This window comes from Morganella psychrotolerans (assembly GCF_001676055.1).
Lineage (GTDB): Bacteria > Pseudomonadota > Gammaproteobacteria > Enterobacterales > Enterobacteriaceae > Morganella > Morganella psychrotolerans_B.
This window is the reverse complement of sequence record NZ_LZEX01000006.1, coordinates 35990-53356: the sequence shown is the minus strand read 5'-3', so window position 1 is coordinate 53356 and position 17367 is coordinate 35990. Positions and strand designations below refer to the sequence as shown.

Genomic DNA, 17367 nt, shown 5'->3' with positions numbered 1-17367 from the left:
AGTTTCAGTGGAAAGGGGCCGAAGTTGGCCCCTTTTCTTCTGAAAGCGGTATATCCCGCTGTTATCCGCTTACAACGACTCTTTAAATACAGCGATTCGCGCGACTAATGACAGCGCTTTCCGGCAAACGGAAAAGGCTGTCATTAGTCGCGAGGATGTATCTGAAGAGACCATTTCATCGCTTGCCCCTGCCGGGGTGAGAGACCCAGAAGGATATTATTTTGTTAAATCCGACAATTCGTAAATTCCAGTATGGTCAGCACTCTGTCACTATCGAAACCGGTATGATGGCTCGCCAGGCGACAGCTGCTGTTATGGTTAACATGGACGACACCGCGGTATTTGTTACCGTTGTCGGCCAGAAAAAAATGAAACCGGGCCAGGACTTTTTCCCGCTGACGGTTAACTATCAGGAGCGTACTTACGCAGCCGGCCGTATTCCGGGAAGTTTCTTCCGTCGTGAAGGCCGTCCGGGCGAAGGCGAAACACTGATCGCACGTCTGATTGACCGTCCGTTACGTCCTCTGTTCCCGGAAGGTTTCCTGAACGAAGTTCAGATCATCGCAACCGTTGTTTCTGTTAACCCGCAGGTTAACCCTGATGTGGTGGCAATGATCGGTGCATCTGCGGTGCTGGCACTGTCCGGTATTCCGTTCAATGGCCCGATTGGTGCTGCGCGCGTTGGTTTTATCAATGACCAGTATGTGCTGAACCCGACAACTGATGAGCTGGCTGTAAGCCGCCTGAACTTAATGGTTGCCGGTACCAAAGGTGCTGTGCTGATGGTTGAGTCAGAAGCTGAGCTGCTGACTGAAGAACAAATGTTAGGCGCAGTTGTATTTGGTCATGAACAACAACAAGTTGTTATCGACAACATCAATGCATTAGCAGCTGAAGTCGGTAAAGACAAATGGGACTGGCAGGCAGAGCCTGTTAATCAGGCACTGCACGACCGTGTGGCTGAGCTGTCTGAAAAAGCCCTGGGTGATGCTTACCGTATCACTGAAAAACAAGAGCGTTATGCTCAGGTTGATATCATTAAAGATACAACCATCAGCGCACTGGAGCAGGATTATGCTGCGCGCGGCGAAGAGCTGACCAGCGAACTGAAACATGAAGTGTCTGATATCCTGGCAGCGGTTGAGAAATCAGTTGTCCGTACCCGTGTTCTGAACGGCGAACCACGTATCGATGGTCGTGAAAAAGACATGGTACGTGCACTGGATGTCCGTACCGGTCTGCTGCCGCGTACCCACGGTTCCGCACTGTTCACCCGTGGTGAAACACAGGCGCTGGTTACCGCAACACTGGGTACTGCGCGTGATGCACAGACTCTCGACCAGGTTATGGGCGAGTACACTGATACCTTCTTATTCCATTACAATTTCCCTCCGTACTGCGTAGGTGAAACGGGTATGGTCGGTTCGCCTAAGCGTCGTGAAATTGGTCACGGTCGTCTGGCAAAACGCGGCGTGCTGGCAGTTATGCCATCAGCCGAAGAATTCCCGTACACCATCCGTGTGGTATCTGAAATTACAGAATCCAACGGTTCTTCTTCTATGGCATCAGTCTGTGGTGCGTCTCTTGCACTGATGGACGCCGGTGTTCCGATTAAATCAGCTGTTGCGGGTATCGCAATGGGTCTGGTTAAAGAAGATGATAAATACGTTGTTCTGTCTGACATCCTCGGTGATGAAGATCACCTCGGCGACATGGATTTCAAAGTGGCAGGTAGCCGCGATGGGATCAGTGCTCTGCAGATGGATATCAAAATCGAAGGTATCACCAGCGAAATCATGCAGGCCGCTCTGAACCAGGCTAAAGGTGCACGTCTGCACATCCTGGGTGTCATGGAACAGGCTATCAATTCACCACGTGCTGATATTTCTCAGTTCGCTCCACGTATTCACACCATCAAGATCAGTCCGGACAAAATCAAGGATGTGATCGGTAAAGGTGGTTCTGTTATCCGTGCGCTGACTGAAGAAACCGGTACAACTATCGAAATCGAAGATGACGGTACGGTGAAAATTGCTGCAACTGACGGCGACAAAGCGAAAATGGCTATCCGCCGCATTGAAGAAATTACCGCAGAAGTTGAAGTCGGTCGTATCTACAGTGGTAAAGTTGTACGTATCGTTGATTTCGGTGCGTTCGTTGCTATCGGCGGCGGCAAAGAAGGTCTGGTGCATATCTCTCAGATCGCAGACAAGCGCGTTGAAAAAGTGTCAGATTATTTACAGATGGGCCAGGAAGTTCCGGTTAAAGTACTGGAAATCGACCGTCAGGGTCGTATTCGCCTGAGCATGAAAGAAGCGGTCAGCGAAGATGCTGCACCTGCCTCTGATGCAACCCCTGATATGAATAACGCTGAATAAAATTTGACGTAAGGCATGGCGTCCTGTAAAAAGGGCGCCATTCGGCAAAAAAGCAAAAATGCACTCGGTTATTGTCAGTCAGAGGATTTTCCTTTAAAAGGATCTGACTTCGGGAGTAGGAAATGAATTTTTTTCTGCGTTGGTGGAGCATTGCGGCTATACTTTTTATCGCAGGATGTAGCGGCGGTAAAAATTGGCACCTCAGGGAGCCTCTTGCAGTACCCTTGCAACCATCTTTGCAGCAGGAAGTGATCCTCGCCCGTATGGAGCAAATCCTGGCAAGCCGGTCATTGACTGAGGACGAATACGCCCAGCTGCTTTATCAGCGTGGTGTATTGTATGACAGCCTCGGATTGCAGGCATTGGCGCGTAATGATTTTACCGTTGCGTTATCAATGCGTCCGGATATTCCGGAGATATTTAATTACCTGGGCATTTATTTTACGCAGGCGGGCAACTTTGATGCGGCCTATGAAGCGTATGATTCTGTATTAGAGCTTGATCCAACTTATAACTACGCGCGTATGAATCGCGGTATCGCTCTGTATTACGGGGGCCGGTATCCGGTAGCGCGGGATGATCTGCAGGCGTTTTATCAAGATGATCCAAACGATCCGTTTCGCTCGCTGTGGCTCTATCTGGTCGACAAAGAGATAGATCCGAAGAAAGCACTGGTTGATTTACGCCAGCGCTATGAACAGGCGAAAGGCGGACAATGGGGCTGGAATATTGCTGAATTCTATCTGGGTGACATCAGTGAAAAAACACTGTTGGCACGTGTAAGAGAATTCTCAACGGATAACACTTCGCTCGCTGAACATCTCAGTGAAACCTACTTCTATTTAGGTAAATATTACCTAAGTCTGGGGGATACGGATAGCGCTGAAACGCTATTCAAGCTGACGGTTGCCAACAACGCACACAGTTTTGTTGAGCACCGCTACGCATTGTTGGAATTAGCTCTGTTAGGTGATGAAGAACAGGACCTGACGGATTCAGATCCACAATAGCTACGAACAAACTTCAACCCATTTTTTTCACCATCGCTGATGTGATGGGGGGATTATTTGTTCGTTTAATAATCTTATTTGAGCCAGTTCACACTTTTAAATGAAAACAACCGACATGCGTTCCAAAGGGTTGTGTAGACTGGCCGCCATTTTGTATGAGGCACCTTTACATGACTACTGAGACTGAACTCTCTTTTGCTGACATTGGTTTATCAGCTGATCTTTTGACTGCACTGGATGATCTGGGTTACGAGAAACCGTCCCCAATCCAGCAACAATGTATTCCACACTTACTCGCCGGCCGTGATGTTCTGGGTATGGCTCAGACGGGGAGTGGTAAAACGGCGGCATTTGGCCTGCCATTACTGCACAATATTGATGCATCACTGAAAGCGCCACAGATCCTGGTGCTGGCTCCGACCCGCGAATTAGCGGTTCAGGTTGCAGAAGCATTTACTGATTTTTCAAAACACATGCGTAACGTTAATGTGGTTGCCCTGTATGGCGGCCAGCGTTATGACGTGCAGTTACGTGCCCTGCGTCAGGGACCACAGATTGTTGTCGGTACACCGGGCCGTCTGTTGGATCACTTAAAACGCGGCACATTAGATTTATCCAAACTGAAAGGTCTGGTTCTGGACGAAGCAGATGAAATGCTGCGCATGGGCTTCATCGAAGATGTTGAAACCATCATGAGTCAGATCCCTGCTGATCACCAGACTGCACTGTTCTCTGCAACAATGCCGGAAGCGATTCGTCGTATTACCCGTCGTTTCATGAAAGATCCGCAGGAAGTACGCATTCAGAGCAGCGTAACAACCCGTCCGGACATCAGCCAGAGCTACTGGACTGCATTCGGTGCGCGTAAAAGTGAAGCACTGGTACGTTTCCTGGAAGCAGAAGATTTTGATGCGGCAATTATCTTCGTCCGTACTAAAAATGCGACCCTGGAAGTAGCTGAAAGCTTAGAGCGTAATGGTTACAACAGTGCAGCACTGAACGGTGATATGAATCAGTCACTGCGTGAGCAGACTCTGGAGCGCCTGAAAGATGGTCGTCTGGATATCCTGATCGCAACGGATGTTGCTGCCCGTGGTCTGGACGTTGAGCGTATCAGCCTGGTTGTTAACTATGACATCCCTATGGATGCAGAGTCTTATGTTCACCGTATCGGCCGTACCGGTCGTGCGGGCCGTGCGGGTCGTGCACTGCTGTTCGTGGAAAACCGCGAACGTCGTCTGCTGCGCAACATTGAACGCACCATGAAGCTGACTATTCCTGAGGTTGAGTTACCAAATGCAGACCTGATTGGTCAGCGCCGTCAGGCTAAATTTGCTGAAACTATCCGTACACAGCTGGAAAGCAGTGATCTGGATCAGTACCGTGGCCTGCTGAAGAAACTGGTTTCATCTGAAGGTGATGAGACTGAAGTTGATATCGATATGGAAACACTGGCAGCAGCGCTGCTGAAAATGGCTGAAGGTGAGCGCAAGCTGATTCTGCCACCAGATGCACCACGTCGTCCGCGTCGTGAATTCAATGACCGTAATGATCGCAATGACCGTGGCGATGATCGTCGTCGTGGCGATCGTAATGATCGTGGCGACCGTGGTGGTGATCGTTTCAGCGACCGTTCTGCGGCTGATCGTGGCGCATCTTCTGCACCACGTCGTGAACGTCGTGACGTTGGCGATATGGAACTGTATCGTATTGAAGTGGGCCGTACAGATGGTGTTGAAGTTCGTCATATCGTGGGCGCGATTGCTAACGAAGGTGATATTAACAGCCGTTATATCGGTAACATCAAACTGTTTGATACGCACTCAACGATTGAACTGCCGAAAGGCATGCCAACTGATATGTTGCAGCATTTCACCCGTACCCGTGTTATGAACAAACCAATGAACATGACATTAGTCGGTGATGCAAAACCATTTACCCGTGAGCGTCGCCCTGGCGGCAGCACTGGTGGTAATGGCGGAAATGGTGGTCGTAGCTTCGGTGGCGGTAAAGGTGGTTCTGATCGTCCTGCGGGTGACCGTGGTAACGGCGAGCGCCGCAGCTTCCGTCGCGATGAAGGCGGCAGCGCCGCTCCGCGTCGTCGCAGCAGCAACAACAGCGGTAACAATGCATAATTGATTCTCTGAATCATAAAAAGCCCGGCAGGAAATTCTCCGCCGGGCTTTTTTTATGTATACCCTTATTCATTCAAACTGCAGGTTCGTTGGCGGTACTACGCCCGCCGGGTCACATACTTGTGTATGCTCCTCGTCTATCTTCCCTTGCCGCCTGCCTGCATCTTGAATGACGTTGGGTATATATCAGGACAAGTCAATACTAAACCAGCCCCAGTGCTTCTTTCAGCGGCTTGAGATAGCGGCGGCTGACCGGGATAGTTTCACCGTTACTCAAAATCAGCTCTGCCAGACTGTTATCGCCCAGCAGAATTTCCCGCAGCCGGGTCAGATTAACCAGATACTGCCGGTGGCAGCGCAGCAGCGGTGTACGGGTTTCAAGGGTGCGCAGCGTCAGTTCGGTAAAGCCTTCCTGGCCTTGTGAGCTCATCACAAACACACCACTGATACGCGAATTAACATACACCACATCTTCAACCGGCATCAGCCAGATACGGTTGTGCCCGCTGCACGGAATATAGCGCAGTTGCTCCATCTGCCCCGGTAATTCTGCCGGACGGATTTGTCCCTGGCGCAGCCGGTTCAGGGTTTTATCCAGACGCTCTTTTTCCACCGGTTTGAGCAGATAATCAAATGCATCTTCCTCAAACGCCTGTAATGCATACTCTTCAAAGGCGGTCAGGAAGACAATCGCCGGGCGGTGGCCGGGATCAAGCATGCCCACCATTTCCAGCCCGGTAACGCGCGGCATCTGAATATCCAGAAATACCACATCCGGTTTCAGACGATGGATTTTACCTATCGCATCAATGGCATTGGTACATTCACCCAAAATATGGATGTCAGGGTGCGCATCAAGCAATAAGCGCAGGTTTTCACGGGCCAGCGGTTCATCATCAACAATTAAAACATTCATTGTGTCATTATCATTTTTTTAGTTATCAGGCGGCACAGTGGTACCTGCCGATGAATCGAGAGGTAAGGTCAGCGTAATCGTTGTTTGTACTTCGGGCACACAGTGAACACTAAGACCGTATTGCTTACCATAGCGGACTTTGATGCGTTTATCGACCAGACCCATTCCCAGTCCGTCGCTTATTCCGTCCGGACAATACAGCCCGGCGTTGTCAGTGATACTGACGATAAGAAGATTATCTTCTGTGTGTGCTGCCAGGGTAATTTTTCCCTGCTCAAATATCTGTGACGTGCCGTGTTTTATTGCATTTTCGACGATAGGCTGCAAAGAAAAGACCGGCAGTCTGGTGTGTTTCAATGTATCGGGGATGGCTATCTCCACACATAACTGCTCGCGGAAGCGGGCTTTCTCTATTTGTAAGTAAGCATTCACATGCTCAATCTCGGCAGCCAGTGTCGCAATTTCTCCCGGACGTTTTAAATTTTTACGGAAGAATGTCGAGAGATTCTGAACCAGGTTTCCGGCTTGTCCGGCATCTCTGCGGATCACCGCCTGAAGCGTATTCAGGGCATTGAACAGGAAATGCGGATTCACCTGCGCGTGCAGCAGTTTTACCTCTGTTTCCAGTAGAGATTGCTTACTCCGTTCAAACTGCCCGGCCAGAATTTGTGCTGATAACAGGCTGGCTATCCCTTCTCCCAGCGTCCGGTTAATGGAGCTGAACAGACGGTTTTTAACTTCATACAGCTTAATGGTGCCGACCACCTGATTGTTCTCCCCTGTAAGCGGGATAACCAAGGTGGATCCGAGTTTACAATGCGGATTAATCGAGCAGCAATAAGGTGTTTCATTACCATCGGCATAAACAACTTCATTGTTGATAATAGCCCGGCGGGAGTAGGGAGAAGCAATAGGCGTGCCCGGCAGATGGTGATCATCACCGACACCAATGAATGTCAGCAGTTTTTCTCTGTCTGTGATTGCCACGGCGGCAACATTCAGTTCGTCATACAGAACCTGTGCCACCTGGCGGCTGTTGGTTTCATTAAACCCCTGGCGCAGCACGCCATCAGTGCTGATCGCCAGTTTCAGTGCCTGGGCGGAAAACGCACTGGTGTATTTTTCAAAGATAGCACGCCTGTCCAGGAGAATACGGATAAACATGGCGGCACCAATGGTATTGGCGATAATCATCGGCGCGGCGATATCTTTTACCAGGTTCAGTGCCTCATTAAACGGGCGGGCGAGTAACAGAATAATGGCCATCTGCGCCAGCTCGGCGACAAAGGTGACACCCGCGGCAGTCCAGGGATTAAATAATTTATTAATTTGCCCGCGCTTCATATAGTAGCGGTGAACCAGCCCGCCAATCAGCCCCTCCACAATGGTGGAAATCATACAGCTGAACGCGGTCATTCCGCCGAGAGAATAACGGTGCAGTCCACCGGTAAACCCGACTAACAGCCCGACTGACGGGCCACCCAGAAGCCCGCCGAGCACAGATCCGATGGCCCGGGTATTGGCGATTGAGTCATTGATATTCAGCCCGAAATAGGTGCCCATGACACAGAAAACGGAAAAAATCAGATAGCACATCAGTTTATGCGGCAGGCGGACGGTTACCTGCAATACAGGCAGCACCAGGGGCGTTTTACTGAGTACCCAGGCAATGACCAGATACACACACATCTGCTGGAGTAGCAGGAAAATCAGATTAGGATCATACATTTCGCTGTCAGATTGCTCGTCCGGGAAAGATTATTTGTAACTAACTGAGATTTTATATCAAAAGTAGTTGTACAGCTGAGGGCTAAGGTTAATATTATTGCTTATATGTTGTGATCCGGCGCACAAATATCTTAACGGTTTATCGAAAAGTCAGTAATACTGATGCGTTCCCCGTCTTATAGTTTCCAGCGTGATAATTAAGGTCGAAATTAATAATGAAAAAAAGAACCATTTTCCTGATCCTTCTGATGCTGGTACTGATTGCGATGGCTGCACTTTTCCGTGCGCATAACCAGTATCTTTTATTGCAGGGAGAAGTTGATGCACCTGAAGTGATTGTTGCCTCTAAAGCCAAAGGGCGTGTAATTGACCGGCTGATTGAACGTGGTGATGATGTGAAACAAGGGCAGACACTGATCCGGCTGGTCAGCCCGGAGCTTGATGCTCAAATTGCATCGCTGGTCGCAGCGCGTGATCAGGCACAGGCACAGTTAACCGAATCGCTGAACGGCACCCGTGAAGAAAGTGTCCGTAACTATGCTGCACAACTGGCACAGGCTCAGGCTGAGCTGGCAAATGCACAGCGGGATTTTCAGCGCATGAGCAGTATGTCCGGCAAGGGATATGTCTCAAAAACCGAGCTGGACCAATCACGCCGTGTGCGTGATGTGGCACAGCAGCGTGTGCTGGCAGCGAAAGCGCAGCTTGATCAGGCAAAAAATGGTGACCGGAGCGAGCAGCGCCAGCGCTATGAAGCTGCACTGCGTCAGGCAGAACAAAAGCTGACTGAACTGAAAGTACAGCAGGATGAATTAACCGTGACAGCCCCGGTGACCGGAGAAATTGGCCCGATACCGGCAGAAATTGGTGAATTATTTAACGCCGGCAGCCCGCTGGTGACGATTATCCGTCTTCCGGAAGCCTATTTTGTTTATAACCTGCGCGAAGATATCCTGGCAAATGTGAAGAAAGGCGACAAAATCACGCTGACGGTTCCTGCCCTGAATAATCAGGAAATTGAAGCTGAAATCCGCTATATCGCGCCGATGGGGGATTACGCCACTAAGCGCGCCACCCGTGCCACCGGGGATTTTGACCTGAAAACCTTTGAGGTACGCCTGTATCCGGCGGAGCCGGTTGACGGGTTAAGACCGGGAATGAGCGCATTATGGCGTTGGGATAAATAAGGTTGCTGTGATGAGATTCCCGTCAATCTGGCGCGGCTTTCGCAGCGCCTTTTCACAAGAAACACGCCAGGCTGTCCGCAGCCCCGTTTTTCACTGGCTGAGCTGGCTGTTTCCGCTGATTCTGTTTACGCTTATCAGTGCCAACTTTTCGGAAGGTACATTGCTGAACCTGCCGGTTTCGTCTGTTGATTACGATCACAGTCCGTTGTCCCGCACGCTGGTGCGTAATCTGAATGCGGGCTCTCATGCCAGTGTCACATCGCACGATGATCCGTCTGTCGCACTGGAGCGGATAGGCAGCGCGGAAGATTACGCCATGCTGATGATCCCTTCACGCTTTGAAAGTGATGTGTTATCAGGAAAACAACCGACAGTCAGGATGTATTACAACGCGCTGTTTTATGCCTCCGGCAGCTATGCTATCCAGGATTTCAGCGGGCTGATTGCAGAACTGAATGCACAGTACCGCGCCACACTTGCCACTGAGATGGGAAAAACGGTACCAAGGCTGGCGCAGGTGACAATGACTTATGACAGTCTGTTTAATGCCAGCGGCAGTTACATTTATTATCAGCAGTTTGCGGCGACTATCCACATGCTGCAATTATTTGTGGTCACCCTCACTATCTACAGTATGTCACGCGGAACCATGCTGTTATCCATTAAACCGCTGTTCAGCGGCGTGCTCGGAAAACTGGCACCTTATACTTTTTTCTTCACCACCCTCCTGATGATTGAACTCGCCGCTCTGGTGACATTTTCCGGTGCGAAAATGGCAGGTAACCCACTGTATATGTTACTTATCGGTTTCTTTTATGTGATGGCGGCACAGAGTGTCGGGCTGCTGCTGTATACCTTCACCAGCAATGCGATTATGGCTTACAGTATGATCGGGATGCTGGTGAGTATCGCGATGGCGTTTTCCGGGATGGCGGTGCCTGAGCTGTCGATGATTTTACCGGCACGGATTATTTCTAATCTTGAGCCGCTGACCCATGCCCTTAATGCGATGTTTGATATCTTTCTGCGCGAAGTATCATTTGCGCATATTTTGTATGTCTGCTCGGTATTACTGATTTATCCGGTGGTGAATGCGTTTTTTGTCCGTAACCGGCTGCCGAAACGGCTGGCATTGCAGGGAGGTGCGGCGTGAAACTCTATTTTCAGACCTTCGTGAAAGTCCTGCTCGGAATGTTGGCAAAACCCATGTGGATGCTGCTGGTGGTATCACTCTGTGTGATGAGCCTGGTGTATGTCCGCCCGGTACTGTGGGATTTGCCGGTTGCTGTAATAGACCAGGATCACTCTGCTGCCAGCCGTTCGCTTATCCGTAATCTTGATGCAACCGCAAAAGTAGAATTACACAGTTACGATAATCTCAATACTGCGCGTCAGGATATGATAATGCGTGAGCTATTCGCCATTATTATCATTCCGGCTGATTTCGAAAAGAATGTCCTTCAGGGTAAAAATATTACAGTACCGGTTTTCGGGGATGCGACAAACCGCCTTGCCAGCGGGCAGATCCAACAGGAGTTGGGTAAGGCGTATCAGGAATTGCTGGCGGGTTACAATACGCGGATTTTACAGAATGCCGGATACAGCCCGGAGCAGGCAGCACTGATTATCTCGCCTATTCAGGCAGAGACAGTGGCGATGTATAACCCGGGCGTCAGTTTTGCAGCGATTGTTTTTCCGGGTTTGCTGGTGATGTTATTGCAGCACTCCCTGCTGATTGCCTGTGTGCGGGTCAGTATCGCGGTGCGCGGCACACCGAAAGGGAAACCTCCGCTGGCGGTCTATCTCGGCGCTCTGAGCGCGCTGCTGCCGATATGGCTGTTTCTCTCGACGGTCTTCTTTGCGCTCTGGCCGTGGGTGCTGGGCTACCGGCAGGAAGCGCCGATGTATGAATTGTGGCTGCTGACGTTCCCGTTCCTGCTGGCCGTTCTCGGGCTGGGAAAACTGGTGACAGAATGTCTGCGCAGCGTGGAGATGATTTACCTGACACTGGCGTTTGTCACCACGCCGGTGTTTTACATGTCCGGGACTATCTGGCCGTTACAGGCGATGCCGGAATGGGTACGTTTTATTGCCTCGGCGCTGCCGTCCACCTGGGCGACAAAAGCTATTGCGGGGATTAACCAGCTTGATCTGCCGTTCAGCAGTGTGCAGGGCGATATTATTATGATGCTGGTGCTGGGGATTATTTATACAGTGATCGGCGTGTTTATCGGCATGCTACGCGACGGCGAGCTGCGGCATATAACTCAGGTGTTGCGGCGGATGTTCCGGCGAAAGCATAAGAAATCAGTATGATATAAAGCAGGTAAAAGTAATAAACAAACGGGCGAAACGATAAGGGTTCGCCCTTTTTTATAAATAAATTTTAACTTTATGATTTATTTATAATAATAAACATTATCCATTGATGGTTTAATCAATGACAGGCAGATATTAATCGCCTTTCTTATGTTCATGTGGTTTAAGACCAGGGTGTTTTCCTTTATTTTCAGGGGTAACACGCTGTCTTTTATCTTCTTTTCCTGTTGTATCAGCAACAGGTTTTGGTCCTGGTTTGATTCCCATTATAAAGCTCCTGTATCTTGAATGATGCTGGGTATGTAACTTAAATATAATTTAAGTATTATTGGTACACAGAACACTTTAATACATTATTTTTTTTTATTAAAGTTAAATTTTCAGTTTCAGGTATTTCAGGGGCAGATTCATGGAATGGGTGATTGGTATTATTATCTTTCTCGCTGTTATTAATACGATTTTTAAACCAAGGCGCTGCGATGTATGCGGACAAGGTTTTAAAAAGAAATATCATACATGGACGATAGAGGGTAAAAAAGAACATCTTTGTCCCCATTGTAATTCAAGGATGACAAGAAGGGTCAGTTATCAGCGGTTTAATGACCGGTTCGGGAAATGAAAATGACAGTGAATAATGTGTTCTTCACTGTCATTACGGGATGAATGCGATATCACTCCACCAATTCAAGACCTGCAATATTGCGCCAGTAACCGTTACAGTCTTTTGCCTGTGTCAGATCCAGTGGCTGTGTACCGTCCCGGTTGCGGCGGAAAGCATCGATAACCGATAAATCTTCCGGAGCATCAGGGGAGATGCGTACAATATCCACCAATCCCTGCATTGAACGCAGATCGTTACCGAGGTTATAACAGTAGCCGCTCTGGGTTTGTGTGCCGTTGAGCACAAAGACCTGCTGATTTTCCTGTGAGAGTACTTTGCGCCCCTGCGGGTACTTAATACAGCAGGTTTCACATTCATCTTTGCCGCGGTTTTCTGAACGAGCTGTAAAGCAGCGGGCGGAATAGGCCAGCGGCAGATGCCCGTAGCTCATCACTTCCACTTCAAATTTGTCGCGGATCCCCAGCTCTTCGCATTGCTTCAGCAAATTAACCAGCCAGTCGCGGGATAGCTCAACCGGCATACACCAGCGCATCATGCCTTGTTTTTGCAGGATTTTCAGCGCGGGCGCGTTATAACAGTTCAGCCCGTGTCCTGCCACAAAAGGCAGTCCGCGCTCATGCAGCATATTAATCACACCAAAATCATGGGCTTCCAGCATAAATTCGCCGTTATCCACCAGTTTGGTTATCTCTTTCAGTTCGGAAGGCGCCTGTAACATGGCCAGGGTGGAGATAACCACTTGTTTGCCGCTTTTCGCTATTGTTTTGGCGAGATCTATCCAGTTATCCGGTTTCATTTCCCGGCGCTTGCTGCACACGGTTTCCCCGAGATAGATAATATCGGCACTGCTTTGCACCGCCTGCTGATAGAACTGTTCCAGTGTTGCGTTCGGCCAGTAATAGAGGACTGAACCTAATGAAAATTGCATTGTTTTTCTCCCCGTTACTGCCATTTGCGGTGATAAGCGCCGAGTGTGGTCTGACGCCCTTCAGACATACTGCCCAGTGTCTGCATCCAGGCGTCATCCGGAGCATAATTTTCCGGATCGGCTTTACAGCGATCTATCGCCTGGCGCCAGACTTTTGCCACATCAGTAACATACGCCGGGCTGCGCTGACGACCCTCAATTTTCACGGAAGCAATATTTGCCGCCATCAGCTCCGGCAGTAATTCCAGGGTATTCAGACTGGTTGGCTCCTCAAGGGCATGATAAGGCTTGCTGTCCACACAGTAGCGGCCTTTGCACAGCGTCGGATAACCGGCATTTTCATCAGCACCGTAGCGGTCAATCAACACATCATTGAGGCGGGATTCCAGCCCCTGCGGCGTTTCCTGCCAGCGGACAAATCGTGCCGGTGAACAGGCACCGACGGTATTCGGCGATTCGCCGGTCAGGTAGGAGGAGAGATAACAGCGGCCTTCCGCCATAATGCAGAGGCTGCCGAAAGCAAAGACTTCCAGCGGCACCGGACTGGTGCGGGCAAGTTGTTTGACCTGTTGAATGGAGAGCACACGCGGCAGCACAATGCGGTGTACGGCAAAGTTACGCTGATAGAAGCGGATAGCTTCGGTATTCGTGGCAGACGCCTGAACGGAGACATGACGCTCAATATGCGGATAGCGCTCTGCGGCATATTCGAGCATGGCAATATCTGCAAGGATCAGCGCATCGGCACCCAAATCGGCTGCCATATCCACGGCACGCTGCCAGCGGCTGAATCCATCCGGATGTGCAAAGGTATTAATCGCAATATGCAGATGGCGCTGATGACGGTGAACATACTCCACCGCCTGTTCGAGTTTTTTTTCAGTAAAATTCAGACCGGCGAAATGACGGGCATTGGTATCATCTTTTAAACCGATATAAACCGCATCTGCGCCGTTGTCGACGGCGGCTTTCAGTGCGGGTAAGTTACCGGCGGGACACAACAGTTCCATGGTGAGACTCTCAGACTGAATAATAAAATGATCGGAAATTGTAAATGGCAGGCTAAAAAAGGTATTGACCTGAGGCAGGTTAGTGAACAATTTGTCGCAAAAAATAATATCGTTTTTGTGTATAAAGGCAGAATGTTCTCTGCAGCTCCGCCCGCCTGCCTGTATGTATCCGAAATTATTTAGAGTATATAATGAGTGAATAATGCGAAAATTTGACCGGAAGCCTGAGTTATTACGCAATCTTCTGGCACAATGACGCAGGAATTCAGATTAAGGAGTCAGTACGGTGTTTGCCAAAATTCGTTCCTCGCTCGTGCAAAACGGGCCTGCGTTATTGCGGTTTCCGCTGAAATTAACGCCGTTTACCCTGCAAAAACAGGTTCTTCAGCAAGTTCTGGCGCGTCAGTTTGAAGAGGCGATGACAGAAGGTGATCTCGATTTTCTGGAAGACAAGTGGCTGAAAGTGGAAGTCCGCGATATGGCGCTGTGCTGGTTTATCAGTAATCAGAATGGCCGGCTGGTGGTCAGTGCGGATGAACAGGAAGATGTCAGCTTTAGTGGTAATGCCAATGATTTGGTCCTGATTGCCGCCCGTAAAGAAGACCCGGATACCTTGTTTTTCCAGCGCCGCCTGCGTATTGAAGGTGATACTGAGCTGGGGCTGTATGTTAAGAATCTGATGGACTCGATTGATCTTGATGCCATGCCTGCGTTGCTGCGCAGTGCATTAATGCAACTGGCTGAATTTATTCAGGCGGGTATGGAAGCGGAGGCCGCGCAATCACACACCGCGGTGCCGTCATGTTGATCCGCACAGAGATCCCGGTTGATGCCGCCGGTATTGATGCATTGCTGCGCACGGCGTTTGGTCGTGATAATGAAGCTGATCTGCTGCATACCCTGCGTGAGGATGCACTGCTGACTTTAGGCGTGGTGGCAACCGATGATAACGGGCAGGTAATCGGCTATGCCGGGTTTACCCCGGTTGATGTGGAAGGTGAGGATTGTCAGTGGGTGGGGCTTGCTCCGCTTGCCGTGGCAGAAGAGTACCGCGCTCAGGGCATTGCCCGCCAGCTCGTTTACGAAGGGCTGGACAGCCTCAATGAGTTTGGTTATGGCGCGGTTGTGGTGCTTGGTGACCCGGCAATGTACAGCAAATGGGGCTTTAAACCGGCAGCAGAATTTGATTTGCACTGTAAATGGCCGGACTGTGAGGCATACTTTCTCATTCATCCGCTGGATAACGATGCCACCGATAATTACCATGGCTTAGTCAATTACTCAGATCACTTTGACAGTTGTGAATAATCACCGCCGTTAAGATATGCGGTTAAATCAGAAGGCTGGTCAGTGACCAGCCTTTCTTTTTTCTTTTTAGTCAGTTGCTTAACTCTGTACTCTTCCTTTGACGCACAGGCGCGATCAGCCAGTGCTGCCTGATAAACCACCTCCAGACCCGTTTTTCCCCGCAGGTATTTAGCCCCTTTCCCGGACTGATGTGTGGCGAACCGTTTTGCGACATCCCGGGTGATCCCGGTATAAAGCGAGCCGGATTCTGTCCTGATTATGTAAAGAAACCACATTTTTATATCTGGATTACTGGTCATTTTTGTTTAATCGTGCGTTTTAATGTTTATATGAAAGGCGAATATTTTGTTGATTTTAGCCGGGTTATAGTCACGCAAGTAACTAATTAATCAATGATATTCTACAGAGTAATTCTTTCCGGTGATTAATTAATTTTATTATCATCAATTATTTTGAATAACTATGGCAAAAATAGCTAATTTTCTTTTCTGCAGGAAGCGCATAGTATGACTCACATCACAGAGAGAGACCAAAAACGTCTCACAATATTATTAAAAATCTAAGGAACTATATTATGAAAATGTCTGCAATCATCCCTGCTGTTTTAGCGTTAAGTGCTGTTTCATTTGGTTCAATGGCTGCGACTGAAGTACAAATCAGTACTCAGGCACCGGCTGGTGTGGTATCTGTCAGCAATATTGACACCCTGGCTGATGTGACTGCCGCCTTATCCAAAAAAGCTGATGAATCAGGTGCGGCATCCTTCCGTATTATCTCCGCTGGTGGTGAAAACCTGATGGGTGGTACTGCGGAAATTTATAAATAATTACTGAAATCTGCCATAAAACAGCCCGGATATCCGGGACTGTCTGAACCAGCACCGGATGATATACTATCACCCGGTGTGGTTTTATTTGGGGATCAATATGGACGGGCAGCACGATTTATCAGAGATCCGGCGCTATCTGAAGAAAAATCATGTTTTTACATTATGTACCACGGCGGATAGTGAGCTTTGGTGCGCGAGTTGCTTCTATGTGGCTGATACCGACGCCATGCTGCTGTATTTCCTCACTGAACCCCATACACAACACGGCACCATGATGCAGCAGAACCCGCAGGTCGCGGGCACCGTTTCTGCGCAGACAGTCACGGTCGCAAAAATTCGCGGGATACAATTTCGTGGTGAAGTGATTGCTCTGTCAGATGAGGCCGCAAAACAGGCGCGGGCACAATATTGCCGGCGGTTCCCGGTTGCCATTGCAGCAAAGACCCCGGTCTGGGGTCTGCGGCTCGATGAGATAAAAATGGTTAATAACACACTGGGTTTTGGTAAGAAACTGCACTGGTCGCGGATCAGCGCAGATAGTGAATAACCTGATTTGAACTGCCGCGCCAGATAATCATCGGGTCATGCAGCGCCTGCACAAATTTCCCGTCGACTAATACATTGATGTGCTCAATGACTTCCCTCTGAGCATCATTCAGCTCATCCAGCTTATAGCCGGTCCACATCCAGATATCTTTCTCCGGCGGGCATTCCCGGCGGATGCGCTGCACCAGTGCCAAAATCACCGGGATATTCTGCGGATGCAGCGGATCACCGCCTGACAGTGTAATTCCCTGACGCTTAATCCGTTCATCACAGAGGTCGGCGATAATCTGCGCTTCCAGTTCCGGTGTATAAAGCGCACCGGAATCGGTGCGCCAGGTGCTCTGGTTATAGCAGCCGCGGCACTGATGCACGCAGCCTGAAACAAACAATGTACAGCGTGTACCCGGCCCGTTGACGACATCAACGGGATAGTACTGATGATAATTCATAT

17 protein-coding genes are annotated in these 17367 nt (G+C 49.5%); 10 read left to right on the top strand and 7 right to left on the bottom strand.

Translation table 11 applies throughout. The annotated features are described in order from the left end of the window. Positions 1 to 221 precede the first annotated feature (221 nt). The 3 genes from pnp to AYY17_RS06495 all read left to right on the top strand — a co-directional run bounded on the left by pnp (position 222) and on the right by AYY17_RS06495 (position 5523). Positions 222 to 2378, top strand: a complete 2157-nt coding sequence (gene pnp / locus AYY17_RS06505) for a polyribonucleotide nucleotidyltransferase (protein ID WP_067422352.1) — start codon at positions 222 to 224, stop codon at positions 2376 to 2378. A 122-nt stretch (positions 2379 to 2500) separates the two neighbouring features. After that, entirely contained in the window at positions 2501 to 3388 is an 888-nt protein-coding gene (gene nlpI, locus AYY17_RS06500) for a lipoprotein NlpI (RefSeq protein ID WP_067406914.1), read from the top strand. Positions 3389 to 3558: 170 nt separating this feature from the next. Continuing rightward, positions 3559 to 5523, top strand: coding sequence for a DEAD/DEAH family ATP-dependent RNA helicase (locus AYY17_RS06495; RefSeq protein WP_067422350.1), 1965 nt, complete (start codon positions 3559 to 3561; stop codon positions 5521 to 5523). Between the two features lie 202 nt (positions 5524 to 5725). Here the strand turns inward: AYY17_RS06495 and btsR are convergent, their stop codons facing one another. Together btsR and AYY17_RS06485 are read right to left on the bottom strand one after the other, a co-directional pair. Then, positions 5726 to 6439 carry a two-component system response regulator BtsR gene (btsR, locus tag AYY17_RS06490; RefSeq protein ID WP_067422348.1) on the bottom strand — a complete coding sequence of 238 codons (714 nt, stop codon included), beginning with the start codon at positions 6437 to 6439 and terminating at the stop codon, positions 5726 to 5728. 18 nt (positions 6440 to 6457) lie between these two features. Continuing rightward, positions 6458 to 8167 (bottom strand): sensor histidine kinase, encoded by a 1710-nt coding sequence (locus AYY17_RS06485; protein ID WP_067422346.1) that lies wholly within the window; start codon positions 8165 to 8167, stop codon positions 6458 to 6460. A 215-nt stretch (positions 8168 to 8382) separates the two neighbouring features. Here AYY17_RS06485 and AYY17_RS06480 point away from each other — a divergent pair, with 215 nt between their 5' ends. From AYY17_RS06480 to AYY17_RS06470, 3 genes are read left to right on the top strand one after another with little or no spacing between them, the layout of a single operon-like run. Next, entirely contained in the window at positions 8383 to 9354 is a 972-nt protein-coding gene (locus AYY17_RS06480; RefSeq protein WP_067422344.1) for an HlyD family secretion protein, read from the top strand. Positions 9355 to 9364: 10 nt separating this feature from the next. Further along, the gene (locus AYY17_RS06475; RefSeq protein ID WP_067422342.1) at positions 9365 to 10507 is read left to right on the top strand and encodes an ABC transporter permease; all 1143 of its coding nucleotides are present in this window, start codon (positions 9365 to 9367) and stop codon (positions 10505 to 10507) included. Continuing rightward, complete coding sequence (locus AYY17_RS06470) at positions 10504 to 11670, top strand: ABC transporter permease (RefSeq protein WP_067422340.1); 1167 nt, start codon at positions 10504 to 10506, stop codon at positions 11668 to 11670. The genes AYY17_RS06475 and AYY17_RS06470 overlap by 4 nt, the downstream gene beginning before the upstream one ends. 138 nt (positions 11671 to 11808) lie before the next feature. On the opposite strand, the gene AYY17_RS22525 is transcribed toward AYY17_RS06470, so the two are convergent. The 3 genes from AYY17_RS22525 to ubiU all read right to left on the bottom strand — a co-directional run bounded on the left by AYY17_RS22525 (position 11809) and on the right by ubiU (position 14233). Beyond that, positions 11809 to 11940 carry a hypothetical protein gene (locus AYY17_RS22525; protein WP_268873004.1) on the bottom strand — a complete coding sequence of 44 codons (132 nt, stop codon included), beginning with the start codon at positions 11938 to 11940 and terminating at the stop codon, positions 11809 to 11811. Positions 11941 to 12344: 404 nt separating this feature from the next. Next, the gene (locus AYY17_RS06460; protein WP_067422336.1) at positions 12345 to 13223 is read right to left on the bottom strand and encodes a U32 family peptidase; all 879 of its coding nucleotides are present in this window, start codon (positions 13221 to 13223) and stop codon (positions 12345 to 12347) included. 14 nt (positions 13224 to 13237) lie between these two features. After that, on the bottom strand, positions 13238 to 14233 hold the full coding sequence (gene ubiU / locus AYY17_RS06455) for a ubiquinone anaerobic biosynthesis protein UbiU (protein WP_067422334.1): 996 nt from the start codon (positions 14231 to 14233) through the stop codon (positions 13238 to 13240). Between the two features lie 286 nt (positions 14234 to 14519). Between ubiU and ubiT the strand changes: the two genes are divergently transcribed. Beyond that, positions 14520 to 15041: a ubiquinone anaerobic biosynthesis accessory factor UbiT gene (gene ubiT / locus AYY17_RS06450; RefSeq protein WP_067406892.1), complete on the top strand. Its 522-nt coding sequence runs from the start codon at positions 14520 to 14522 to the stop codon at positions 15039 to 15041. Continuing rightward, on the top strand, positions 15035 to 15541 hold the full coding sequence (locus AYY17_RS06445) for a GNAT family N-acetyltransferase (RefSeq protein WP_067406889.1): 507 nt from the start codon (positions 15035 to 15037) through the stop codon (positions 15539 to 15541). The genes ubiT and AYY17_RS06445 overlap by 7 nt, the downstream gene beginning before the upstream one ends. Here the strand turns inward: AYY17_RS06445 and AYY17_RS06440 are convergent. Then, positions 15520 to 15816 carry a GIY-YIG nuclease family protein gene (locus tag AYY17_RS06440; protein WP_328585526.1) on the bottom strand — a complete coding sequence of 99 codons (297 nt, stop codon included), beginning with the start codon at positions 15814 to 15816 and terminating at the stop codon, positions 15520 to 15522. The genes AYY17_RS06445 and AYY17_RS06440 overlap by 22 nt on opposite strands. A 299-nt stretch (positions 15817 to 16115) precedes the next feature. On the opposite strand from AYY17_RS06440, the gene AYY17_RS06435 reads away from it, so the two are divergent. After that, entirely contained in the window at positions 16116 to 16367 is a 252-nt protein-coding gene (locus AYY17_RS06435) for a YdgH/BhsA/McbA-like domain containing protein (RefSeq protein ID WP_067422330.1), read from the top strand. Positions 16368 to 16467: 100 nt separating this feature from the next. Then, the gene (locus tag AYY17_RS06430) at positions 16468 to 16917 is read left to right on the top strand and encodes a YhbP family protein (protein ID WP_067422414.1); all 450 of its coding nucleotides are present in this window, start codon (positions 16468 to 16470) and stop codon (positions 16915 to 16917) included. Here AYY17_RS06430 and nrdG read toward each other — a convergent pair. Then, on the bottom strand, positions 16898 to 17365 hold the full coding sequence (gene nrdG / locus AYY17_RS06425; protein ID WP_067422329.1) for an anaerobic ribonucleoside-triphosphate reductase-activating protein: 468 nt from the start codon (positions 17363 to 17365) through the stop codon (positions 16898 to 16900). The genes AYY17_RS06430 and nrdG overlap by 20 nt on opposite strands. Between the last annotated feature and the right edge of the window lie 2 nt (positions 17366 to 17367).